This is a genomic window from Microbacterium murale (assembly GCF_014635185.1).
Lineage (GTDB): Bacteria > Actinomycetota > Actinomycetes > Actinomycetales > Microbacteriaceae > Microbacterium > Microbacterium murale.
Genome location: NZ_BMCM01000003.1, coordinates 441,746 through 464,972, shown reverse-complemented (window position 1 = coordinate 464,972; position 23,227 = coordinate 441,746). Strand labels below are relative to the sequence as shown.

Genomic DNA, 23,227 nt, shown 5'->3' with positions numbered 1-23,227 from the left:
CGGGTGCGCGGGTGCGCGGGTGCGCGGGTGCGCGGGTGCGCGGTGGTGCGCCCTCAGCGCCGGGCGCTCGCGATGCGTGAGGACAGCTGGTGGGCGTGCGCCAGGAGCGTGCGCCCGAGGTGCGCGATCCGGTCGGGGCCGAATCGGAATTCCACGCCGGTCAGGCTCAACGCCCACTCCGGGCGTCCTGCGCGATCGAACACGGCGGCGCCCATTCCCCAGCTTCCCTCCACGATGAGTCCGGGGTTGATCGCGTACCCGCGTTCCTTGGTCTCGGTGAGTCTGGTCCGCAGCGGCTTCACGCCGTGCGTGCGGCCCCAGCGCTCGCTGAGCTCCGGGTGTCGATCCAGGTAGGCATCCACATCGTGGTCAGGCAGGAATGACAGGATCGCGAGTCCAGCACTCGCGACGCCGAGCGGGAATCGCACGCCCTCGCTGAGCACGAAGGAGCGGATCGGGAACGACCCCTCTTCGCGCAGCAGGCACACGGTCTCATCCGCGCGCCGCACCGAGAGGAATGCGCTCTCCTCTGTCTTCACAGCGAGGGAGCGCACGATGTCGCGCGCAAGGGCGGTGATGTCGTATCGCGACGCTGCCACGGATCCCATGAGAAAGAGCTCGGGTCCCGGCATCCATCTCGCCGTGTCCTCGTCGCGATCGACGAGCCCCTCCGCACGCAGCGCGCTCAGCAACCGGTGGGTCGTCGAGCGGGAGAGCCCACCGGACTGCGCGAGCTCGTGCAAGTTCGCGCCCGCTTCGCCGCTCGCCGTCACGAGACGCAGCAGACTCGCGGCGCGCGCGACGGCCTGCGCGCCGGGGACCGTTCGAGCGGTGTCCATAATGTGGACACTATCGAGACAATCGCCCACATCGCAAGATCTGATTTCGATTCCGCTCAGGACAGGCGGATGCTGGAAGAAGACCTCACACGAAGGAGTGCTGCGTGATCGACAAGCAATGGGCATCGGCTGCGGAAGCCGTCGCAGACATCCCGGACGGTGCATCTCTCGCAGTCGGGGGGTTCGGCCTCTCCGGCAACCCGATCGCCCTCATAGAGGCGCTGCTCGCGCAGGGGACCACCGCCCTCAGCGTCGTCAGCAACAACTGCGGGGTCGACGACTGGGGCCTCGGCGTCCTGTTGAACGCGCAGCGCATCCGCAAGATGACGTCGTCCTACGTCGGCGAGAACAAGGAGTTCGAGCGTCAGTTCCTCTCCGGTGAACTCGAACTCGAGCTCACACCTCAGGGCACTCTCGCCGAGAAGCTGCGGGCGGGTGGATCAGGCATAGCCGCGTTCTACACCCAGACGGGCGTTGGCACCCAGGTCGCCGAAGGCGGGCTGCCTCGGCGCTACAACGCGGACGGATCCATCGCCGTCGGATCTCCCGTCAAGGACGTCCGCACGTTCGATGTGAACGGCACGCCCAAGGAGTTCGTCCTCGAAGAGGCGATCACGACCGACTTCGCTCTCGTTCACGCCATGGCGGGGGATCGGCACGGCAACCTCGTCTTCAACAAGGCCGCCCGCAACTTCAACCCGCTCGCCGCGATGTCGGGTCGTGTGTGCATCGCGCAGGTCGAGCAGCTCGTCGAACCGGGCGAGATCGACCCGGACCGCGTGCATCTGCCGGGGGTCTTCGTGCACCGCATGGTCGAAGTCGGCACCGACATCGAGAAGCGCATCGAGCGTCGCACCGTGACGAAGTCCGCAGACACCACGGAAGGGGCCTGACATGGCACTCACCCGCGAGCAGATGGCCGCGCGCGCCGCAGCCGAGCTCACTGATGGCTCCTACGTGAACCTCGGCATCGGCCTGCCGACTCTCGTGCCGAACTATGTGCCGGACGGCGTCACGCTCGTGCTGCAGTCCGAGAACGGCATCCTCGGAGTCGGGCCCTATCCGACCGAGGAGAACGTCGACCCCGACCTCATCAATGCGGGCAAGGAGACGGTGACGACGCTCCCCGGCACCGCGTTCTTCGACTCGGCCACCAGCTTCGGCATGATCAGGGCAGGCAAGATCGACGCCGCGATCCTCGGCGCGATGCAGGTCTCCGCGACGGGTGATCTCGCGAACTGGATGATCCCGGGGAAGATGGTCAAGGGGCCCGGCGGCGCCATGGACCTCGTGCACGGTGCGGGCCGGCTCATCATCCTCATGGAGCACGTCGCCAGAGACGGGTCGGCGAAGATCGTGAACGAATGCTCTCTGCCTCTGACCGGCAGGGGAGTGGCGCACCGGATCATCACCGACCTGGCAGTCATCGACGTCACAGACGCCGGGCTCGTGCTGGTCGAGACGGCGCCTGGTGTGAGCGTGCAGGAGGTCATCGATGCCACCGAACCTCCGCTGATCATCGCGGACGAACTCAAGGAGAAGTCATGACCGACATCGTCATCGTCGCGGCGGCGCGCACTCCGCAGGGGCGGCTGAAGGGACAGCTGGCCTCCTTCACCGCGCCGCAGCTCGGCGCTCTCGCGATCAAGGGCACGCTGGCGCAGGCGCGCATCGACCCCTCCGCGATCGACGCCGTGATCGTCGGCCAGGTGCTGGCGGCCGGCTCCGGACAGAACGCCGCCCGCCAGGCCGCAATCGGTGCGGGCATCGGATGGGACGTCCCAGCGCACTCGGTGAACAAGGTCTGCCTGTCGGGGCTCACGGCCATCATCGACGCCGCGCGCATGATCCGCACCGGCGACGCCACGACCGTGGTGGCCGCCGGAATGGAGTCGATGACGCGCGCACCGCACCTGCTCATGGGCTCACGCGACGGCTGGACCTACGGAAGCGTGGAAGTGCTCGACCACATGGCCTTCGACGGGCTCACCGACGCCTACGACAAAGAGAGCATGGGTGCGTCGACAGAGCGTCACAACGACCGTTACGAACTCACGCGCGAAGCGCAGGATGCCGTGGCAGCCGCCTCGCACCAGCGTGCGGCCGCCGCGACCGATGCGGGGGTGTTCGACGCGGAGATCGTGCACGTCGAGGTTCCTCAGCGCAAGGGCGACCCGATCCTCGTGACGAAGGACGAGGGGATCCGGCCGGAGACCACCGTCGAGACGCTCGGAAAGCTGCGGGCGGCATTCGCAGAGGGCGGCTCGATCACCGCGGGCAACTCGTCTCAGATCTCGGACGGCGCATCAGCGGTCGTCGTGACCACACGCGAGAACGCCGAGGCGCAGGGTTGGCCGGTTCTCGTGACCGTGGGCGCAAGCGGGCAGACCGCGGGTCCGGACAACTCGCTGCAGGCGCAGCCCGCGCGTGCGATCGCGCGCGCTCTCGAGAAGCAGGGCATCGGCGCGGCCGATCTCGACCTCGTGGAGATCAACGAGGCGTTCGGTGCTGTCGTTGCCCGTTCCACGACAGAGCTGGGCCTCGCAGATGACATCGTGAACATCCACGGCGGCGGCATCGCGATCGGACACCCCATCGGCGCATCGGGCAATCGCTTGGTCGTGCACATGGCGCACGAGCTCGCGCGTCGTGGCAGCGGAACGGCGGCGGTCGGCCTGTGCGGCGGTGGAGGTCAGGGCGAGGCGCTGATCCTCACGCGCTGATCGCGCTGATCAGCGGCGGTCCTTGGCATGCCCCTGCGCGTCGGCCAGTGCCTTCTGGGAGCGGAACTGCAATCGCTGTGCTTTCTTCGCCTTCTTTACCGACTGCGGCGAGTCGGCATCGACGAGTTCGCCGCGCCTCTCGCGTCTCATGTCAATCACTGCGCCGACAGCGAGCGCGAGAGTGATGCCCCAGCTCACCCACGACAGCGCGGCGCGCCAGGTGAGAGGTTCTTCGCGGGTGCCGCGCAGCAGTGACACTCCTGCAGAGATCGCTGCGATGAGTCCGGTGCTGAAGAGGTAGCGCATACCCTCACGCTACCGGGTGGATCTCGTCGGAGCTCGAGGCCTGGAATCGTTCAGCGGAGGAGGGTACGATCACTGCGGCGTGTCCGCACGCCCCGAAGATGTGTATCAACCGGCCGTCGGTGCCCCGACGGACAGCGGCGGCACCAGATCCCCGCGTCCTCGGGCGCGCGAGAGTCATGACCCAGACACACACTGTTGGTCCATCAAGTCTGTTCCGCGAGGCCGGTCTCGCGTACTTCGTGGTCTCGTTCGTCGCTCGCCTTCCGTTCGCGATGATGGTCGTGGGTGTGCTCACGGTCGCGGTCTCTGCCCGCGGGTCGCTGTCCCTCGGCGGACTCACATCCGCAGCGGTCGGCATCGGCACCGCGTGCTTCGGCCCTCTGCTCGGCGCGGCAGCAGACCGCTTCGGGCAGCGTTTCGTGCTGCTGGCGCTCGCGATCGCGAACGCCACGATGCTCGTCGTCTTCACGATCGTCATCTACAGCGCGGCCGCCGATCTGGTGGTGCTGATCGCCGCATTCGGGATCGGGGCCACTGCGCCGCAGGTCGCACCGATGTCGCGTTCGCGGCTCGTCACGATCATCTCGGAGCGGATGCCGGAGCCGGTGAGAGCGCGCACGCTCTCCGGGACCATGGCATACGAATCCGCCGCGGATGAGACCGTGTTCGTGTTCGGTCCGTTCATCGTCGGCGTGCTCGCGTCGTTGATCGCCCCGTGGGCGCCGTTGGTCGGAGCCGCAGTGCTCACCGTGCTGTTCGTCGGCGCATTCGCCCTGCACCCGAGCGGCAGGCACGTGTCCAGCCACCGAGATGCGGACGGGCGTGCACCATCGCGCGTGACGGAGCTGTTCCGGCCGGAGCTGCTGGTCATCGTGGCGGGCATCCTGGGCGTCGGCATCTTCTTCGGCACCATGCTCACCTCGCTGACCTCATTCATGGCCGATCGTGGAGTGCCGGAACAAGCGGGGCTGCTCTACGGCGTGATGGGCGTGGGATCGGCGATCCTCGCGCTGGGCGTGGCCTGGCTGCCGCCGCGCTTCTCGCTGCGGGCGCGCTGGCTGGTGTTCTCCGGAACGCTCCTGCTCGGATCGCTCCTGCTCGCTCTGGTCGACACGACGGCCGGCATGACGGCGGCGCTGGCGATCATGGGCATAGGCATCGGGCCGACGCTCGTCACCCAGTTCAGCTTCGGCGCGGCGCGCAGCCCGCTCGGAAGAACGGCGACCGTCATGACGATGCTGGGCTCGGGCGTGATCGTCGGACAGTCGATCGGCGCGGCCGTCGCGGGTGAGATCGCCGAGTCCGCCGGAACTTCCTCCGCCCTGCTGCTGCCGATCCTCGCCGCAGTCATCACCTTCGCCGCCGGCATCCTGAACTGGCGCCTCAGCCATAAGCGTCCACGCAGTCGATAGCCTGGGGAAAACGACCGCCGACGTGAGGAGTCCCATGACCACCGCTGATTTCGTCGTCGTCGCCAACCGGCTACCTGTTGATCGTGTGGTGAGTGCCGACGGCGAGGAGACCTGGCGGACCTCACCCGGTGGTCTGGTCGCGGCGCTCGAGCCCGTCATGAAACAGGTCGACGGCGCATGGGTCGGGTGGGCCGGCCAGGCCGATCTCGAACTCGAACCCTTCACGGCGAACGACATCCGACTGATCCCGATCGCTTTGAGCGCTCAAGAGGTCGCCGAGTACTACGAAGGCTTCGCCAACGACACGATCTGGCCGCTCTACCACGACGTCATCGCACCGCCTCAGTATCACCGCGAGTGGTGGGATGCGTATGTCGCGGTGAACCGACGTTTCGCCGAGGCCGCGGCCGCCGCCGCGGCGGAGAACGGCACCGTGTGGGTGCACGATTACCAGCTGCAGCTCGTGCCGGAGATGGTCAGGGCGCTGCGGCCCGACGTCACGATCGGATACTTCCACCACATCCCGTTCCCGATGCACGGGCTGTACGCGCAGCTTCCGTGGCGCGATCAGGTGCTGCGCGGACTGCTCGGCGCCGATGTCGTCGGTTTCCAGAGGGCACAGGACGCGACGTACTTCCTCGCTGCGGTGCGCCGGCGGCTGAAGTACGAGGTGAAGTCCACGACCGTCGTCGTCCCTGGTGAGAACGGGGACCGCACCGTCATTTCGAAGGCCTTCCCGATCTCGATCGAGACGACACCCTATCTCGAGCTCGCAGCCAGACCGGAGGTGCAGGCGCGCGCGCTCGAGATCCGGGAGAGCCTCGGCAACCCCAAGCGGATACTGCTCGGCGTTGACCGCCTCGATTACACCAAGGGGATCCGGCATCGGATCAAGGCCTATGGGGAGCTCCTCGCCGAAGGCCGGCTGAACGTCGAGGACGTCACCCTCATCCAGGTCGCGAGCCCGAGCCGTGAGCGGGTGGACGCGTACATCAATCTTCGTGATGAGATCGAACTCGCGGTCAGCCGGATCAACGGTGACACCGACACGATGCAGCACACGGCGATCCGCTACCTGCACCAGGGCTATCCCCGCGATGAGATGGTGGCGCTCTATCTCGCAGCCGATGTCATGCTGGTCACCGCGCTCCGCGACGGCATGAATCTGGTCGCAAAGGAGTACGTCGCGTCTCGCATCGACAACCGCGGTGTGCTCGTGCTGAGCGAGTTCACCGGTGCGGCGGACGAACTCCGTCAGGCTGTGCGCGTCAATCCGCACGACATCGAGGATCTCAAGGATGCGATCATGACGGCCGTCGAGATGACGCCGGGCGAACAGGGCAAGCGGATGCGTTCACTGCGCCGCCGTGTGCTCGAGCACGATGTCCTCGCGTGGTCGTCGTCGTTCCTCGAGGCGCTTTCGGCCGCTCGCTCTTCCCGGCCGTAGAACACCTGATCCCGAACCGATCCCGAACCGATCTCGAACCGATCCCGACGAGGAGACACACTGTGACCCGCATCTGGACGCCAGGAACCACTGACGACGCACTCACGGCCATCGCCCGCACCCCACGACTGGTCATCGCGCTGGACTTCGACGGCACCGCGTCGCCGCTGGTGGCGGAGCCGATGGCCGCGCGTGCGCTGCCCGAGGTGAAGGTCCAGCTCGACCGACTTGCGGCCCTTCCGGACACCTTCATCGCGTACGTCTCCGGCCGCAGCATGCACGATCTGCAGGAGATCAGTGAGCACACGGCGGATTCGCTCACCGCCCTCGCCGGATCGCACGGCGCGCAGTACTGGTTCCCCGGGGTCGGCGACGCAGACGTGCCAGAGGTCCGTACCGAAGAAGGCGCGCTTGAGGCTCTCTGGGCCGCCGCCCAGCCGATCGTCGATCGCCACGCGAACGTGAGGCTGGAGCCGAAGACCTTCGGCATGGGCATCCACACCCGCCAGGCGACGGCCGAGGACGAGGCCGCGGCCTTCGCCGAGATCGATGAACTGATGGCCCAGCGCTTCCCGCACTGGCGCCGAAGAGCTGGCCACCGGGTGCTGGAGTTCTCTTCGCGGGCCGAAGGCAAAGACGCAGCGATGCATGCTCTGCGGGAGCACTTCGACGCCACCGGCATCCTGTTCGCCGGAGACGATGTCACCGACGAGGACGCCATGCGCGTACTGCAGCCGGGCGACCTCGGTGTGCGCGTCGGACCGGGCGAGAGCGCCGCCGCCCTGCGTGTGGAGAACCCACAACAGATGGCTGCGCTTCTGGAGGCGCTCGTGGCCGAGCGCGCTGCCGGACGGGAATAGACTGCCGTCATGTCCCCGCAAGATCCTTCTTCGAACGCGCCCATCGACATCAAGCCCCGAAGCCGAGTCGTCACCGACGGCATCGAGGCCACGACCTCGCGAGGAATGCTCCGTGCCGTCGGCATGGGCGACGCGGACTGGGACAAGCCTCAGATCGGCATCGCATCCAGTTGGAACGAGATCACGCCGTGCAACCTGAGCCTCGACCGGCTCGCGCAGGCGGCCAAGGAGGGTGTGCACGGCGGCGGCGGTTACCCGCTGCAGTTCGGCACGATCTCCGTCTCGGACGGCATCTCGATGGGCCACGAGGGCATGCACTTCTCGCTCGTCTCGCGTGAGGTCATCGCCGACTCGGTCGAGACCGTCATGATGGCGGAGCGCCTCGACGGTTCAGTGCTGCTGGCCGGTTGCGACAAGTCGATCCCCGGCATGCTGATGGCCAGCGCCCGCCTCGATCTCTCCAGTGTGTTCCTCTACGCCGGCTCCATCGCACCCGGTTGGGTGAAGCTCTCGGACGGCACCGAGAAGGACGTCACGATCATCGACTCGTTCGAGGCCGTCGGCGCATGCCGAGCGGGCCTCATGAGCGAAGAGGACCTCAAGCGCATCGAATGCGCGATCGCGCCGGGGGAGGGCGCCTGCGGCGGCATGTACACGGCCAACACCATGGCGTCCGTCGCCGAGGCACTGGGTCTCAGCCTGCCCGGCTCTGCCGCACCGCCCGCCGCCGACCGCCGCCGCGACTACTTCGCGCACCGCTCGGGTGAGGCCGTCGTGAACCTGCTGCGTCAGGGGATCACCACTCGCGACATCCTGACCAAGGAGGCGTTCGAGAACGCGATCGCACTCGCCATGGCGCTGGGCGGCTCCACCAACGTCGTGCTGCACCTGCTCGCGATCGCCCGCGAGGCCGATGTCGAGCTGAATCTGCACGACTTCAACCGGATCGGCGACAAGGTCCCGCACGTCGCCGACATGAAGCCGTTCGGCAAGTACGTCATGAACGACGTCGACCGTCACGGCGGCATCCCCGTCATCATGAAGGCCATGCTCGACGAGGGGCTTCTGCACGGCGACGCCCTCACCGTCACCGGCAAGACCCTGGCCGAGAACCTCGCCGACCTCGACCCGCAGCCGATCGACGGCGAGGTCATCCACACCTTCGACAACCCGATCCACGCCACCGGCGGCCTGACGATCCTGCACGGATCCCTCGCCCCCGAAGGCGCGGTCGTGAAGACCGCGGGCTTCGACGCCACTGTGTTCGAAGGCCCCGCGCGCGTCTTCGAGCGCGAGCGCGCCGCAATGGATGCCGTCGCGAATGGTGAGATCAAGGCCGGAGAAGTCATCGTCATCCGCTACGAGGGTCCCAAGGGCGGCCCCGGCATGCGGGAGATGCTCGCGATCACCGCGGCCATCAAGGGCGCCGGGCTCGGAAAAGATGTACTACTGTTGACTGACGGACGATTCTCAGGCGGCACAACCGGCCTTTGCATCGGCCACATAGCACCCGAAGCGGTGGACGCAGGTCCTATCGCCTTCGTGCGCGATGGTGATCTGATACGGGTCGATATCGCAGCTCGCTCTCTTGACTTACTCGTCGATGAGGCAGAGCTCGCCTCCCGCCGCTCTGGCTGGGAGCCGCTTCCCCCGCGCTATACCCGTGGCGTTCTTGCCAAGTACTCGCGACTCGTGCGTTCCGCTGCAGAAGGCGCGACGACCGGTTGATCCTCGTCGGCTGATTGCTGACGACTTCTCAGATCACCAAGGAAAGACATGACTGCTGATTCTGTTTCGGCCGTTCCACGGCCACCGTCCCAGAAGGCTGCTGCTCCGGAGATCACGGGGGCTGAAGCCGTCGTCCGCGCTCTCGGGCTCCTCGGCGTCACCGATGTGTTCGGCATCCCAGGCGGGACGATCATGCCCGTCTACGACCCGCTGCTCGACGATGACACCGTCCGGCACATCCTCGTCCGTCACGAGCAGGGTGCCGGCCACGCGGCAGAGGGCTACGCATCGGCAAGCGGCCGCGTGGGCGTGGCGATCGCGACGTCGGGTCCCGGCGCCACCAACCTCGTGACCGCGATCGCGGACGCCTACATGGACTCGGTGCCGCTGGTGGCCATCACGGGCCAGGTGTTCAGCCACCTGATGGGAACGGATGCGTTCCAGGAGGCCGACATCGTCGGCATCACGATGCCGGTGACGAAGCACTCCTTCCTCGTCAAGCATCCGGAGGACATCCCCAGTGCCCTCGCCGCGGCGTTCGAGGTCGCCTCGACGGGGCGACCCGGTCCTGTGCTCGTGGACATCACGAAGGACGCGCAGCAGAAGTCCGCGCCGTTCGTCTGGCCGCCCAAGGTCGACCTGCCGGGCTACCGTCCGGTGACCAAGGCCCACGGCAAGCAGATCCAGGCGGCCGCCGCACTGCTCGCCGAGGCGAAGAAGCCGGTGCTCTACGTCGGCGGCGGCGTCGTCCGCGGTCGCGCCGCGGCAGAGCTCCTCGCCCTCGCCGAGTCGACCAACGCTCCGGTCGTGACGACACTGATGGCACGTGGAGTCTTCCCCGACTCGCACCAGCAGCATCTCGGCATGCCGGGCATGCACGGCACGGTGCCCGCCGTGCTCGCATTGCAGGAGTCCGACCTCATCGTCGCGCTCGGCGCACGATTCGATGACCGGGTCACCGGTAAGGCGGCGGACTTCGCACCGAATGCGAAGGTCGTGCACGTCGACATCGATCCGGCCGAGATCTCGAAGATCCGCAACGCGGATGTGCCGATCGTCGGCGACGTCCGCGACGTGCTGATCGACCTGGATGCCGCGTTCCGCGGAGCCGTCGGCACCACGAAGCCGGACATCGCGGAATGGTGGTCGTACCTGGACGGACTGCGCGAGGAGTTCCCGCTCGGGTTCTCGCCCACGGAGGACGGCCTGCTCGCCCCGCAGCACGTCATCCAGCGGATCGGTGAGCTCACCGGTCCGGAGGGCATCTACGTCGCCGGCGTCGGACAGCACCAGATGTGGGCCGCGCAGTTCATCAAGTACGAGCGTCCGAACGCCTGGTTGAACTCCGGTGGTGCAGGCACCATGGGCTACTCGGTTCCGGCCGCGATGGGCGCCAAGGTCGCCGAGCCCGACCGCGTCGTGTGGTCGATCGATGGCGACGGATGCTTCCAGATGACCAATCAGGAGCTCGCCACCTGCGCGATCAACAACATCCCGATCAAGGTCGCGATCATCAACAACTCCTCGTTGGGCATGGTCCGTCAGTGGCAGACGCTGTTCTACGACGGACGTCATTCCAACACCGACCTGAACACCGGTCACGGCACGGTCCGCATCCCCGACTTCGTCAAGCTCGCCGAGGCATACGGCTGCCTCGCCATCCGGGTGGAGAAGGAAGAGGACGTGGATGCCGCGATCACACTGGCGTTGGAGACCAACGACCGACCAGTCGTGATCGACTTCGTCGTCTCGGCTGACGCCATGGTGTGGCCGATGGTGCCGCAGGGCGTCAGCAACAGCTACGTCCAATACGCACGCGATCATGCGCCCACGTTCGATGAGGAGATCTGAGCCATGTCGACCCACGTACTGAGTCTCCTCGTCGAGGACACGCCAGGTCTCCTGACGCGCGTCGCCGGGCTCTTCGCCCGCCGCGGCTTCAACATCGAGTCCCTCGCCGTCGGCGTGACCGAGGTGCCGGGGGTGTCCCGCATCACGGTCGTCGTCGACGTCGACCAGTTGCCGCTCGAGCAGGTGACGAAGCAGCTCAACAAGCTGATCAACGTGATCAAGATCGTCGAGCTCGACTTCGCCACGTCCGTGCAGCGCCATCATGTGCTGGTCAAGGTGCGCACGGACAACGCCACCCGCTCGAACGTGATCGAGATCGTGAACCTGTTCCGCGCCTCGGTCGTCGACTACGCCTCGGATGCCGTGGTGATCGAGGTCACCGGCGACAGAGGCAAGGTCGACGCGATCCTGCGAGCCCTGGAGCCGTTCGGCATCAAGGAACTCTCGCAGTCGGGCCTGCTCGCCATCGGACGAGGCGGCAAGAGCATCACCGAGCGCGTCCTGCGCGGCTGACCACATCTGAACTTCACGAACCACAATCAAGGAGAAACACAACGTGAGTACTGAGATCTTCTACGACGCCGACGCCGACCTGTCCCTGATCCAGGGCAAGAAGGTCGCGATCGTCGGCTACGGCTCGCAGGGTCACGCCCACGCGCAGAACCTGCGCGACTCGGGCGTCGAGGTCGCGATCGCGCTGAAGGACGGCTCGAAGTCCGCAGCCAAGGCGGAGGAGGCGGGCTTCCCCGTCAAGTCGGTCGCGGATGCCACCACCTGGGCCGACCTGATCATGATCCTGGCGCCGGACCAGCACCAGCGCACGATCTACTCCGAGTCGATCAAGGACAACCTGACCGCGGGCAAGACGCTGGCGTTCGCGCACGGCTTCAACATCCGCTTCGGCTACATCGACACGCCTGAGGGCGTCGACGTCATCCTCGTCGCCCCGAAGGCACCGGGTCACACCGTGCGCCGCGAGTTCGTCGCCGGCCGTGGCATCCCGGACATCATCGCCGTCGAACAGGATGCCTCCGGCCAGGCATGGAACGTGGCGCTGTCCTACGCGAAGGCCATCGGCGGCACCCGCGCCGGCGTCATCAAGACCACGTTCACAGAAGAGACCGAGACCGACCTGTTCGGTGAGCAGGCCGTGCTCTGCGGTGGCGTCAGCCACCTCGTCCAGGCCGGCTTCGAGACTCTGACAGAGGCGGGCTACCAGCCGCAGATCGCCTACTTCGAGGTGCTGCACGAACTCAAGCTCATCGTCGACCTCATGTGGGAGGGCGGCATCGCCAAGCAACGCTGGTCGATCTCCGACACGGCGGAGTTCGGCGACTACGTCTCGGGACCGCGCGTGATCGACGAGCGCGTCAAGGAGAGCATGCAGGGTGTGCTCGCCGACATCCAGTCCGGCGCCTTCGCGAAGCGTTTCATCGACGACCAGGACAACGGCGCCGAAGAGTTCCTTGCGCTGCGCGCCAAGGAGGAGACGCACCCGATCGAGGTCACCGGCAAGGAGCTGCGTTCACTCTTCGCCTGGAAGCAGCAGGATGAGGACTACGTGGATGGTTCGGCCGCGCGCTGATGCACTGCACTTCATCAGGACGGGCATCCCCTCGGGGGTGCCCGTCCTCGTTTCAGGGGCGCGTGAGTTCCTCCAGCACCTCGATCACGTGGCGGTAGGGCTTGCCGGTGGCGCGGGTCATGCCGATCTCGCAGGTGCGGTTCGCCGAGACGAAGGCGTCGAAGCCGTCACGCGCAGCATCCGCAGCCGACACCTCGGCGGATTCCACGGCCGTGGCGCTCTCGGTGAGCTCCGGGTGCAGCATCCCTCGGTCGCCGGCGAAGGCGCAGCATCCCCACCCGTCTGGCACGTAGACCTCGTCGGCGACAGCATCAGCGAGCGCCGTGAGCGCGCCCGTCGCACCGAGCGCGGTCGTCGAACACGTCGGATGCACGGCGATCGAGTCGAGCTTCCGCGAGACAGCGACGCGGGGGAGCACCTCTCGGGCGACGTAGGTCGTGGCATCCTCGATGCGGAGCGCGGCGTACTCCGGATACTCGGCCAGCGACTTCGACAGCATCACGTGCAGCCCCTCCGTGCACGACGCCGCGTCGCAGACGACCGGCAGCTGGCCGTGACGACTCGCTTCCCACAGGGAGGCGAGAACCCGCTCGGTCATCCGGTCGTAGCCCGACAGATGCCCCTTCGACTTCCATGGCGTTCCACAGCACAGCCCACCGGCATCATCCGGGATGACGACAGGGATGCCAGCACGATCCAGCAGCGCACTCAACGCCTCACGCGAACCGTGGCCGTCGCCCTCCGGACCGAACATCGTCCCGATGCAGGCGCCGAAGAACACGGCCTGCGCGTCTGCGGACGCTGTCGGGCGGGGCGCTTTCGTCCCGCCTCGGGGGAGTCCGCCGTCGTAGAGCGGCATCGTCTCGGCACCCACGACGGCGCGGCCCAGGCGGGTGACGCCCGTCACCAGCGGAGCAGGCAGCGCATCCGCGACCGTCAGCACCATCCCGCCGATCCGGGTCACCGCGCCCCAGCTCTTCGCTGCGACGTCCCACACGCCGTCCTCGATCTTCGAGGCCTCCTCGGCGCGCAATCGCCGCACAAGGTCTCCGGTGTTGATATCGACCGGGCACGCGACGGCGCACATGCCGTCGACAGCGCAGGTCTGCACGCCCTCGTAGTCGTAGTCTGCCCGCAGATCCTTCAGCAGCTCGATGTCGCCCTGTTCCTCTGCCCAGGCCATGTCGCGGCGCAGCACGATGCGCTGGCGAGGAGTGAGCGTGATGTCCTTGCTCGGACACGTCGGCTCGCAGTATCCGCATTCCACACAGCGGTCCACTTCGCTCTCGACGGTCGGCACGCGCTTGAGGTCGTGCAGGTACGACTCGTCATCGTCGGAGAGGACGACGCCCGGATTCAGGATGCCGTCCGGATCGATCAGACGCTTGAGGTCCCACATGATGTCGGTCAGGAAATCGCCGTACTGACGTCTGACGAACGGCGCCATGATCCGCCCAGTGCCGTGCTCGGCCTTCAACGATCCGCCCTGCGCCAGCACGAGGTCGACGAGATCGGCCGTGAACAGGCGATACCGCGCGACACTGGCCGGATCGTCGAAACGCTCGTTGAGCAGGAAGTGGACGTTGCCGTCCTTGGCATGGCCGAAGATCACTGAACCTTCATAATCGTGCTTCGCGAACAGCGCGATCAGTCGCTCGCAGGTCGTGAGCAGTCGATCGACTGGAACGACGATATCTTCCAGCAGAGCGGTGGTGCCGGACGGCCGGGCGCCCGCCACCGCCGTGTAGAGGCCCTTGCGCACCGTCCACAGCGACGCCCGCTCCGCGGCATCCGTCGTGAGCGTCGGCGGGACTGCCAGGGGCAGTGCGCCGAACTCGTTGAGCGCCTCTTCGCTCGCCTCCGCGAGCTCCTCGACGCTGGATGCGTGCACCTCCACGAGCAGAGCGGCATGGCCGTGCACATCTATGCCAGCGATGGCATCCGGAACATCGCTGAGCCCTTGCGCGACACGGAGGGATGCAGCATCCATCAGCTCGATCGTCGCGAGACCCTGCCCGGCGAATCCCGGCCGGGCCAGACCGGGCAGCGCAGCCATGGCGTCCGCGAGGGTCTCGAACACGAGCAGCCCGGTCGCGATCTGCGGACGGATCTCGATCGTGCGGAAACGGGCTTCGGCGACGAACGCCAGGGTCCCCTCCGAGCCGATCACGAGGTGCTCGAGAATGCGCACGGGGTCGTCGAAGTCGAGCAGGGAGTTGAGCCCGTAGCCCATGGTGTTCTTCATCGAGAACTGCTGCCGGACGTATGCCGCATCGTCGGGGGAGGCGAGCAGACGCTCGCGAAGGGCGAGAAGACCATCGGCGATCTCCGGTTCCGACGACCGCAGCTGCGACAGCGCGTCGGGAGCGCCGGTGTCGATGATCGTGCCGCTCGGCAGCACCAGCAGCAGCGATTCGACGGTCTGGTAGGAGTTCTCCGTCACACCGCACGCCATACCGCTGGAGTTGTTCGCGACCACGCCGCCGATCGTGCACGCGATCTCGCTCGCGGGGTCGGGGCCGAGCTTGCGGCGGTAACGGGCGAGACGGGTGTTCACCTGGCGCACAGTCGCACCGGGGCCGACGCGGATCGCGCGTCCGTCGTCTTCGACCCGGATGCCGCGGAAACTGCTGCGCGTGTCCACCAGGATGTCGCCCGAGACGGCCTGCCCGGACAGGCTCGTGCCCCCGGATCGGAATGTCAGCGTGCGTCCGGCCGCGCGCACAGCGGCGAACGCACCGGCCACGCCTTCGGCATCTGCAGGTGTGAGCACGGCATCCGGGATGAGCAGGTAGTGCGATGCATCGTGGGCGCGCGCGAACCGGTCGATCGATCGTGAGCTGAGCGTGGTGTCCGCGCCCAGCAGGGCGGGGTCCAGCGGATGCGCGAGTGTCGTCGACACGAAGCTCCTAAAGTTGTCAGACAAGATTACTGAGAAGTCTAGTCTCGCTTAGGCTGGGGATCATGACCCTCGTTGACCGTTCGCTCGGAGTCGTCGGCATCGTCGACGCCGTCACGCTTCAGCTGCGCGTACGCATCCTCGCCGGGGAGATCTCGGCGGACACGCCGCTGACCGAGGCGAAGGTGTCGGAGTTGTTCGGCGTGGCCAGGCCCAGCGCGAAGGCTGCGATCGAGCAGCTCGTCGCCGCCGGGCTGCTTGTCCGGACCGCGCACCGCAGCGCCCGCGTCATCGCGATCGACCCCGAGATGGTGCGCGACGTCTACCGCACGCGCACGAGGCTGGAGAGCGCGGCGCTGCGTGAACTGGCCGCGGCGAGGACTGTGCCGAGCGCGGCATCCGACGCCAACGCCGAGATGCTGCGGATGCCGGCGGGCCCGAGCCAGGAGACCGTCGACCCCGACCTGCGCTTCCACACCGCACTGATCGACGGGATCGACAGTGTGCGCACGTCGCGCATGTATCGCAGCGTGCTCGACGAGGTGCGCCTGTGCATGGCTCAGGTGCAGGGAAGGCGGCTTCTCGACGCCGCGGTCATCGCCGCTCAACACGCCGAGATGCTGGATGCTGTCGCCGCCGGCGATGGCGATCATGCGGCCGCGTTGCTGGCTGCTCACCTCGGCTCGGCCGAGGAGCGTCTCGTGGAGGCGCTGGGGGAGTAGTCCTACTCGGAGTCGGACTCCGGTGCGGCATCCTCCACTTGGATCGGCGCGTCAGCCGGGTCCGCCCACACCGGCGCCGGTAGAAGCGTGTCGGTGGCGCCGCCCTGGATCTCGCGCAGAGCATCGGCGATCTCGTCGGCGTTCTCCGGCACGGCCAGCCCGCAGGTGTTCAACTCCGAGGCGAACTTCAGCGTGAGGCGGATCTTGCCTGCCTCAACCGCTTCGGCGGTGGTGCCGGTGCGCTTCTCGCTTCCGGTCTGGATATCGGAGACTTCGTCGCAGACGTGATAGACGGCGCCGCCGTCGACCCAGACCACCTCGTCCTGACCCAGCAGCTGGATGACGGTCGACTGGTCGGCCGTGTACTGCTCGACGGACGGCGGGTTGTAGTCGATGCCGAGCGCGACGGCCACGACGGCGAGGACGACGCCGATGATCCCTGCCGTGGTCTTCTGACCCTTGTCCATGTCCTTGTTCAGGAAGATGAGGATGATGAGCGGCAGGAACGCGACCACGGCGATGATGGCGCCGAGCTGGTTCTGCACGAAGAAGCGCGCCTTGTCTGACTTCTTCGCCGGGTCGAGGCGGTTCGCCTTCTTCCAGAGAAAGGACCCCGTGATCGACAGCGCCGCGATGATCACGAGCGCCACGATGAGCGTGATGAACGCCCACTGCGGGAACTGCGCCGTGACGTTCTGCTCCTCGAGCAGGCCGGTGTCGGGGTTGCGGACGAGTCCGCCGTCCTCGCCGACGAACTCACGCTGACGGAGCAGCCAGAAGATCGCGACGGCCTCGGCCGCGATGGCGATGAACCAGAGCGCAGCGGCGATCCACCGCAGCGTCGTGGCCTTCTGCTTCGAGCCCGCCGTCGGCTTCCAGCCGGATGCGGCTGTGCCGTCGGCGTTCGCTGCCGACGATGCGACGGCCTTCTCGTTGCGCTCAGCCACGATGGCTCCCCCTTTTTCTGTGAACGCCCTGAGCATATCGGGCACCATGGGGGCTCGCTACGCTGGGGTCATGACATCGGATGCTGACGACGCTCTCACCTGGGAGGGCGATGACGATCGGCCGACACAGAAGCCCGCTGCGGAGCCGGAGCAGAAGGCGGCGCTGCCGCGCGGCTGGAACGCGATCGGCAAGCGCAGTGAGACGGTGGGCCGCATCCGTGAGGACGGGACCATCCTTGATCCTGCCGACAAGCCGCCCCTCAGCACACCCATGCTGCTGCTCCTCGGCATAGTCGGCGGTATCTACCTGCTGTACACGGTCGGCTGGATCATCGGCGGGCTGACGCTGCAGAGCAGCGCGATGTTCCTCATCCCCGATGTGATGTACCAGGTCGCCCTGTGGGCGGCCGTGCTGGCTCCTGCGCTGTGGTTCTGCGCGGTGTGGGTGCTGACAAGAGCATCGGCGACCTGGGTTCGGGTTGTCGGACTTCTCGGCGGTGTGCTGCTGCTCGTGCCCTGGCCGTTCGTGATGACAGGGGCGGTGGGCGCATGACCGAGAACATCGTCGGCGCGAAGCAGCCGCTCGGCCTGTGGAAGAGCATCATCGTCGGCATCGCGGGCCTCTTCTACGCCTACGCCGTCTGGAACGCCCTGTCGTACACGTTCACGGTCGCTCCGGCCGGGATCAATGCGTACGGGTGGTTCGTGCTCATCTTCTCGGTGCTGTTCCCGATCCTCGTGTTCGTCATCGTCTACGTGCTGGCCCGCCGCCGCACCGCAGGCGAACTCACGATCGCCATGATCGCAGGGCTGGCCCTCGTCGCCGTGTTCTGGATGAACGTCGCGGCGCTGAGCATGCTGACCACCTCGTTCCTCTCACTCTGATCATCCCCGTCACACGGCACGGGGCGACGCGCGCCCTCGGGTAGTGTGGAGACGATCGCGCCCCGACGGTGTGCGGCGCATCGATCCCACCCGCGCGTACTCACGCTCACCCCGAAGGATCCTCTGTGCCGAAGACAACCGCGCCGAAGCCCGTCGTGCTCATTGCTGAAGTTCTCTCGCCCGCCACGATCGAGGCCCTCGGCCCCGACTTCGACGTCCGTCAGGTCGACGGCACGGATCGCGAGGCGCTGTTCTCCTCGCTGGCCGACGCGGATGCCGTGCTCGTGCGTTCCGCGACGAAGATCGACGCCGAGGCGCTCAGCCACGCGCCGAAGCTGAAGGTCGTCGCACGCGCCGGCGTCGGACTCGACAACGTCGACATCCAGGCATCCACCAAGGCCGGCGTCATGGTCGTGAATGCGCCCACCTCGAACATCATCTCCGCCGCTGAACTCACCTGCGGCCACATCCTCAGCCTCGCCCGCCACGTGCCGGCCGCGCACGCCTCGCTGGCCGCCGGACAGTGGAAGCGCAGCGCCTACACCGGCACCGAGCTCTTCGAGAAGACGCTCGGCATCGTCGGCCTCGGCCGGATCGGAGCACTTGTCGCCGCCCGTATGCAGGGTTTCGGCATGAAGGTCGTCGCCTTCGATCCCTACGTCACCAGCGCACGCGCTCAGCAGCTCGGCGTCGAGCTGCGCACTCTCGATGAGCTCGTCGCCGAGGCTGACTTCCTCACCATCCACATGCCGAAGACGCCGGAGACGACCGGCATGATCGGCGCCGAGCAGTTCAAGGCCATGAAGAAGACGGCATACGTCGTCAATGTCGCCCGTGGCGGCCTGATCGACGAGGCTTCGCTCCGCGAAGCGCTGGTGGCCGGTGAGATCGCCGGGGCGGGCCTCGACGTGTTCACCTCCGAGCCGCCGGTAGAGGGCGGCTCGGCCCGTGGGCTGCTGGAGCTGCCCAATGTCATCGTCACCCCGCACCTGGGGGCCTCGACCGAGGAAGCGCAGGAAAAGGCCGGTGTCTCGGTCGCGCGTTCGGTCAAGCTCGCCCTCGAGGGCGACTTGGTTCCGGATGCCGTCAACGTCGCCGGAGGTGTGATCGACCCGTTCGTGCGCCCCGGTATCGCGCTGGTCGAGAAGCTGGGCCAGATCTTCAGCGGTCTGACCACGTCGGCTCTGACCAGCCTCGACATCGAGGTGCGCGGCGAACTGGCCGACTACGACGTGAGCGTCTACCGTCTGGCCGCCCTCAAGGGGGTGCTCTCCAACGTCGTCAGTGAGAACGTCTCGTACGTGAATGCTCCGCTGTTCGCCGAGCAGCGCGGCATCGAAGCGCGCCTGATCGTCGAGAAGGAGAGCCCCGAGTACCGCAACCTGACCACTCTGCGCGGCGCCCTCGCCGACGGCACCGTGCTCACCGTCGCCGGCACACTCGCCGGCACCCGCATGGTGCAGAAGATCGTCGGGATCAACGGCCACGACATCGAGGTGCCGATCGAGACGCACCACATCGTGATGCAGTACACCGATCGCCCCGGTATCGTCGCGGTCTACGGTCGGAAGTTCGGCGAGGCGGGGATCAACATCGCCGGCATGCAGGTCGCGCGTCGTGAAGCCGGCGGCCAGGCGCTCACCGTGCTCACCGTCGACTCGCGTGTGCCGGAAGAGCTGTTGGCAGAGGTGGGCGAAGCGATCGACGCCAAGGTCATGCGCTCGATCGAGATCACCGAGGTCTGACCGAGCGTGCTCCGGTCTCGGCATGCCGGGGCCGGAGCTACGAGGTCGCTCGCACCACGAGCTCGACGAGTGCATCCAGCTCAGGCCCTCGAGGGACCAGTCGATCCGGACCGTTCACGTCGAGCGAGTTGTTGAAGTAGAGTCCGTCGCCGACGAGCAGCACGAGATCCAGCGACGCCTGGTCGCGCACGTGCGGCCGGATCGCGTCCGCCCAGCTGCTGCGCGTCTCGCGCAGTGCATCCCCGGCGCCGCTCGATCCTCCCTGCGCGAGTCGTGAGACGGCGATGAGCGCACGGTCGAGTGGCTCGTTCTCCATGACCGACGTGCGCACGTAGTAGGCCACCGGCCCATCCGTCGCGCGATCCATGTCGGTGAGATCCTCGTCGACAAGGCGCTTCAAACGCTCGATCATGCCGGCTGCGAGATCGTCCTTCGAAGCGAAATGGTAGAGCAGCCCGCCCTTGGAGACGCCGGCGGCCTTCGACGTGGCATCCAGAGTCGCGGTGCGCTCACCCGATGAGATGAGGATCTCCTCGAAGGCGTCGAGCACGCGTTCTCGGGCGAGGGGAGGTCGGGCCATGTCTGTTACTATACCAGCTGGACGGTTCACTATCGGAAGAGGATGCGATGGCCCAGATCGGGGTCGAGACGAGCGGGATCAATGCACCGCGTGCGGGTGCGCGGGCGTGGCTCGCGCTCGTCGTGCTCATGCTGCCCGTGCTCCTGGTGTCGGTCGACAACACGGTGCTGAGCTTCGCGTTGCCCGAGATCGCGATCGCGCTGGCACCGTCCGGCGCGGAGCAGCTGTGGATCATCGATGCCTATCCACTCGTGCTGGCGGGCCTTCTCGTCACGATGGGAACGCTGGGCGACCGGTTCGGCAGGCGCCGGATGCTGCTGATCGGCTCCACCGGATTCGCCGCTGTGTCCGTGCTCGCCGCGTTCGCGCCCACCGCGGCTCTTCTGATCGCCGCACGAGCGCTGCTGGGGTTCTTCGGTGCCATGCTGATGCCGTCGACGCTCTCGCTGCTGCGGTCGATCTTCCAGAATCGCGACCAGCGACGCATGGCGATCGCCGTGTGGGCCTCGGCGTTCTCCGCAGGTTCCGCCCTTGGTCCGATCGTGGGCGGCTTTCTGCTCGAGCACTTCGCGTGGGGCTCGGTGTTCCTCATCGCCGTGCCGGTGCTGATCCCGCTGCTGATCGCGGCGCCGCTGCTCGTCCCGGAGAGCCGTGATCCGGCACCGGGGAAGATCGACCCCATCAGCATCGTGTTGTCGATGGCGACGATGATCCCCGTGGTCTATGCGATCAAGGCGGTGGCGGTCGACGGCATCACGGTGATCGCGGTGCTCTGGGCACTGCTGGGGGTCGCGATGGGTTGGCTGTTCGTGCGCCGGCAGCTGCGCGCGAGGACGCCGATGCTCGATATGGCGCTGTTCCGTCGTGGGTCGTTCTCCGGCGCCATCCTGGTGAATCTGCTCAGCGTTGTCGCGCTCGTCGGGTTCCTGTACTTCGTGCCGCAGCACCTGCAGCTGATTCTCGGGCTCTCGCCGATGATGGCGGGGCTCGCGTTGGTGCCGGGAATGCTCGCGGTGATCGTGGCGGGGCTGAGCGTCGTGCCGATCTCGCGTCGGGTCCCGCCGCACATCCTGGTTCCCTCGGCGCTGGCGTTCTCGGTCGTCGGGTACCTGCTCGTGGCGTTCACGACAGCCGGACACGGCGCTCTCCCGCTGATTCTCGCGTTCGTCGTGCTGGGCATCGGCATCGGTGCAGCGGAGACCATCTCGAACGAGCTGATCCTCTCGAGCGCTCCCGCTGCGAAGGCGGGCGCGGCGAGTGCGGTCTCCGAGACCGCGTACGAGCTCGGCGCGGTGCTCGGCACCGCCGTACTCGGCGGCATCATCACCGCGTTCTACCGCTCAGCCCTCGTGGTTCCGGACGGGGTTCCCACCGACGTATCCGAGTCGGCGCGGGAGACGCTCGCCGGGGCATACACGGCGACCCAGGATCTGTCGGACCCTCTGGGGTCCGCACTGTGGGAGGCCGCGGCATCCGCATTCGATTCCGGCGTGCTTGTGACGTCCCTGATCGGCGCCGCGCTTGTGGTGGGGGCCGGGACGATCGCGGCGGTCACACTGCGCATGAAGGCCACGTGCTGACCAGTACGCTGGTGGATACGCGCCCGCGCGAAGTCGCGCCACGGGCGATCCCGGTGCAAGGAGTGTCATGTCGCGTGTCGTGAAGCTGGCCGTCATCCCCGGTGACGGGATCGGTCCCGAGGTCGTCGCCGAGGCGGAGAAGGTGCTCGACGCCGTCACCGCCGAGAGCGATGTCACGTTCGAGAAGACGCGTTTCTCGCTCGGCGCCGCACGGTACCTCGAGACAGGTGACACTCTCACCGACGAGGACCTCGCCGCGATCAGCGCGAATGACGCGATCATTCTCGGCGCCGTCGGCGGCACACCGGGCGACCCGCGGCTGAAGAACGCGAACATCGAGCGCGGTCTGCTTCTGAAGCTGCGCTTCACCCTCGATCACTATGTGAACCTGCGTCCTTCGAAGCTCTATTCCGGGGCTCCGGGGCCGCTCGCAGCGCCCGGCGACGTGGACTTCGTCGTCGTCCGCGAGGGCACCGAAGGGCCGTACGTCGGCAACGGCGGCGCCATCCGGGTCGGGACGCCGCACGAGATCGCCAACGAGACCAGCGTGAACACCGCCTACGGCGTCGAGCGCGTCGTCCGCTACGCGTTCGCGCTGGCTGAGCGCCGTCGGCAGAAGCTGACACTGGTGCACAAGACCAACGTGCTCGTGCACTCGGGTGGCATGTGGCAGCGCATCGTCAACGAGGTGGCGCAGGAGCACCCCGATGTGGCCGTAGACTATCTGCACGTCGACGCGGCCACGATCTTCCTGGTCACGAACCCCTCCCGCTTCGACGTGATCGTCACCGACAACCTCTTCGGCGACATCCTCACGGATCTGGCAGGCGCCGTCACAGGTGGCATCGGCCTCGCCGCATCGGGCAACATCAACCCCGACGGCACGTTCCCCTCGATGTTCGAGCCTGTTCATGGTTCAGCGCCCGACATCGCAGGCCAGCAGAAAGCCGACCCCACGGCGGCGATCCTGTCCATCGCGCTCCTGCTCGATCATCTCGGGCTCCCGGAGGAATCGATCCGCGTCACCCGCGCGGTCGAGGCGGACATCGCCGCAAGGGACGGTTCTCGAACCACCAGCCAGACGGGCGACGCCATCATCGCACGGCTCCAGGCGTAGT

At 67.1% G+C, this 23,227-nt stretch carries 21 protein-coding genes; 16 read left to right on the top strand and 5 right to left on the bottom strand.

Annotated features, from left to right (window positions below):
* Positions 1–53 precede the first annotated feature (53 nt).
* On the bottom strand, positions 54–839 hold the full coding sequence (locus IEV67_RS11830; protein ID WP_188436760.1) for an IclR family transcriptional regulator: 786 nt from the start codon (positions 837–839) through the stop codon (positions 54–56).
* 104 nt (positions 840–943) lie between these two features.
* Here IEV67_RS11830 and IEV67_RS11825 point away from each other — a divergent pair, with 104 nt between their 5' ends.
* The 3 genes from IEV67_RS11825 to IEV67_RS11815 are packed head-to-tail and all read left to right on the top strand — an operon-like array spanning position 944 to position 3,562.
* Positions 944–1,732, top strand: coding sequence for a CoA transferase subunit A (locus tag IEV67_RS11825; RefSeq protein ID WP_188436759.1), 789 nt, complete (start codon positions 944–946; stop codon positions 1,730–1,732).
* 1 nt (position 1,733) lies between these two features.
* Positions 1,734–2,387: a 3-oxoacid CoA-transferase subunit B gene (locus IEV67_RS11820; RefSeq protein ID WP_188436758.1), complete on the top strand. Its 654-nt coding sequence runs from the start codon at positions 1,734–1,736 to the stop codon at positions 2,385–2,387.
* The gene (locus tag IEV67_RS11815) at positions 2,384–3,562 is read left to right on the top strand and encodes an acetyl-CoA C-acyltransferase (RefSeq protein WP_188436757.1); all 1,179 of its coding nucleotides are present in this window, start codon (positions 2,384–2,386) and stop codon (positions 3,560–3,562) included. Before IEV67_RS11820 ends, IEV67_RS11815 begins: the two co-directional genes overlap by 4 nt.
* Positions 3,563–3,571: 9 nt before the next feature.
* Here the strand turns inward: IEV67_RS11815 and IEV67_RS11810 are convergent, their stop codons facing one another.
* Positions 3,572–3,868: a hypothetical protein gene (locus tag IEV67_RS11810; RefSeq protein ID WP_188436756.1), complete on the bottom strand. Its 297-nt coding sequence runs from the start codon at positions 3,866–3,868 to the stop codon at positions 3,572–3,574.
* Between the two features lie 176 nt (positions 3,869–4,044).
* On the opposite strand from IEV67_RS11810, the gene IEV67_RS11805 reads away from it, so the two are divergent.
* The 7 genes from IEV67_RS11805 (at position 4,045) to ilvC (ending at position 12,751) form a co-directional block, all read left to right on the top strand.
* Positions 4,045–5,280, top strand: coding sequence for an MFS transporter (locus tag IEV67_RS11805; protein WP_188436755.1), 1,236 nt, complete (start codon positions 4,045–4,047; stop codon positions 5,278–5,280).
* A gap of 34 nt (positions 5,281–5,314) precedes the next feature.
* Complete coding sequence (locus tag IEV67_RS11800) at positions 5,315–6,727, top strand: alpha,alpha-trehalose-phosphate synthase (UDP-forming) (protein WP_188436754.1); 1,413 nt, start codon at positions 5,315–5,317, stop codon at positions 6,725–6,727.
* 62 nt (positions 6,728–6,789) lie between these two features.
* Positions 6,790–7,587, top strand: coding sequence for a trehalose-phosphatase (gene otsB / locus IEV67_RS11795; protein WP_188436753.1), 798 nt, complete (start codon positions 6,790–6,792; stop codon positions 7,585–7,587).
* Positions 7,588–7,596: 9 nt separating this feature from the next.
* Positions 7,597–9,315 carry a dihydroxy-acid dehydratase gene (gene ilvD, locus IEV67_RS11790; RefSeq protein ID WP_188436752.1) on the top strand — a complete coding sequence of 573 codons (1,719 nt, stop codon included), beginning with the start codon at positions 7,597–7,599 and terminating at the stop codon, positions 9,313–9,315.
* A 48-nt stretch (positions 9,316–9,363) separates the two neighbouring features.
* Positions 9,364–11,166: an acetolactate synthase large subunit gene (locus IEV67_RS11785; protein WP_188436751.1), complete on the top strand. Its 1,803-nt coding sequence runs from the start codon at positions 9,364–9,366 to the stop codon at positions 11,164–11,166.
* A gap of 3 nt (positions 11,167–11,169) precedes the next feature.
* Positions 11,170–11,679, top strand: a complete 510-nt coding sequence (ilvN, locus tag IEV67_RS11780; protein WP_188436750.1) for an acetolactate synthase small subunit — start codon at positions 11,170–11,172, stop codon at positions 11,677–11,679.
* A gap of 25 nt (positions 11,680–11,704) precedes the next feature.
* Complete coding sequence (ilvC, locus tag IEV67_RS11775) at positions 11,705–12,751, top strand: ketol-acid reductoisomerase (protein ID WP_373284477.1); 1,047 nt, start codon at positions 11,705–11,707, stop codon at positions 12,749–12,751.
* A gap of 52 nt (positions 12,752–12,803) precedes the next feature.
* Here the strand turns inward: ilvC and IEV67_RS11770 are convergent, their stop codons facing one another.
* Entirely contained in the window at positions 12,804–15,653 is a 2,850-nt protein-coding gene (locus IEV67_RS11770) for an FAD-binding and (Fe-S)-binding domain-containing protein (protein ID WP_188436748.1), read from the bottom strand.
* Between the two features lie 62 nt (positions 15,654–15,715).
* Here IEV67_RS11770 and IEV67_RS11765 point away from each other — a divergent pair, with 62 nt between their 5' ends.
* A complete protein-coding gene (locus IEV67_RS11765; protein ID WP_188436747.1) occupies positions 15,716–16,372 on the top strand; it encodes a GntR family transcriptional regulator in 657 nt (218 codons plus the stop codon).
* Between the two features lie 2 nt (positions 16,373–16,374).
* On the opposite strand, the gene IEV67_RS11760 is transcribed toward IEV67_RS11765, so the two are convergent.
* Complete coding sequence (locus IEV67_RS11760) at positions 16,375–17,319, bottom strand: hypothetical protein (protein ID WP_229703047.1); 945 nt, start codon at positions 17,317–17,319, stop codon at positions 16,375–16,377.
* A 70-nt stretch (positions 17,320–17,389) separates the two neighbouring features.
* Between IEV67_RS11760 and IEV67_RS11755 the strand changes: the two genes are divergently transcribed.
* The 3 genes from IEV67_RS11755 (at position 17,390) to serA (ending at position 19,949) form a co-directional block, all read left to right on the top strand.
* Positions 17,390–17,872: a hypothetical protein gene (locus IEV67_RS11755; RefSeq protein WP_188436746.1), complete on the top strand. Its 483-nt coding sequence runs from the start codon at positions 17,390–17,392 to the stop codon at positions 17,870–17,872.
* Complete coding sequence (locus IEV67_RS11750) at positions 17,869–18,204, top strand: hypothetical protein (protein WP_188436745.1); 336 nt, start codon at positions 17,869–17,871, stop codon at positions 18,202–18,204. Before IEV67_RS11755 ends, IEV67_RS11750 begins: the two co-directional genes overlap by 4 nt.
* 125 nt (positions 18,205–18,329) lie before the next feature.
* Positions 18,330–19,949 carry a phosphoglycerate dehydrogenase gene (serA, locus tag IEV67_RS11745; RefSeq protein WP_188436744.1) on the top strand — a complete coding sequence of 540 codons (1,620 nt, stop codon included), beginning with the start codon at positions 18,330–18,332 and terminating at the stop codon, positions 19,947–19,949.
* 37 nt (positions 19,950–19,986) lie between these two features.
* Here the strand turns inward: serA and IEV67_RS11740 are convergent, their stop codons facing one another.
* Complete coding sequence (locus IEV67_RS11740; RefSeq protein WP_188436743.1) at positions 19,987–20,529, bottom strand: TetR/AcrR family transcriptional regulator; 543 nt, start codon at positions 20,527–20,529, stop codon at positions 19,987–19,989.
* Between the two features lie 47 nt (positions 20,530–20,576).
* Between IEV67_RS11740 and IEV67_RS11735 the strand changes: the two genes are divergently transcribed.
* Positions 20,577–22,109 carry an MFS transporter gene (locus tag IEV67_RS11735; RefSeq protein ID WP_188436742.1) on the top strand — a complete coding sequence of 511 codons (1,533 nt, stop codon included), beginning with the start codon at positions 20,577–20,579 and terminating at the stop codon, positions 22,107–22,109.
* Positions 22,110–22,176: 67 nt separating this feature from the next.
* On the top strand, positions 22,177–23,226 hold the full coding sequence (locus IEV67_RS11730) for a 3-isopropylmalate dehydrogenase (protein WP_188436741.1): 1,050 nt from the start codon (positions 22,177–22,179) through the stop codon (positions 23,224–23,226).
* The last annotated feature ends 1 nt before the right edge of the window (position 23,227 follow it).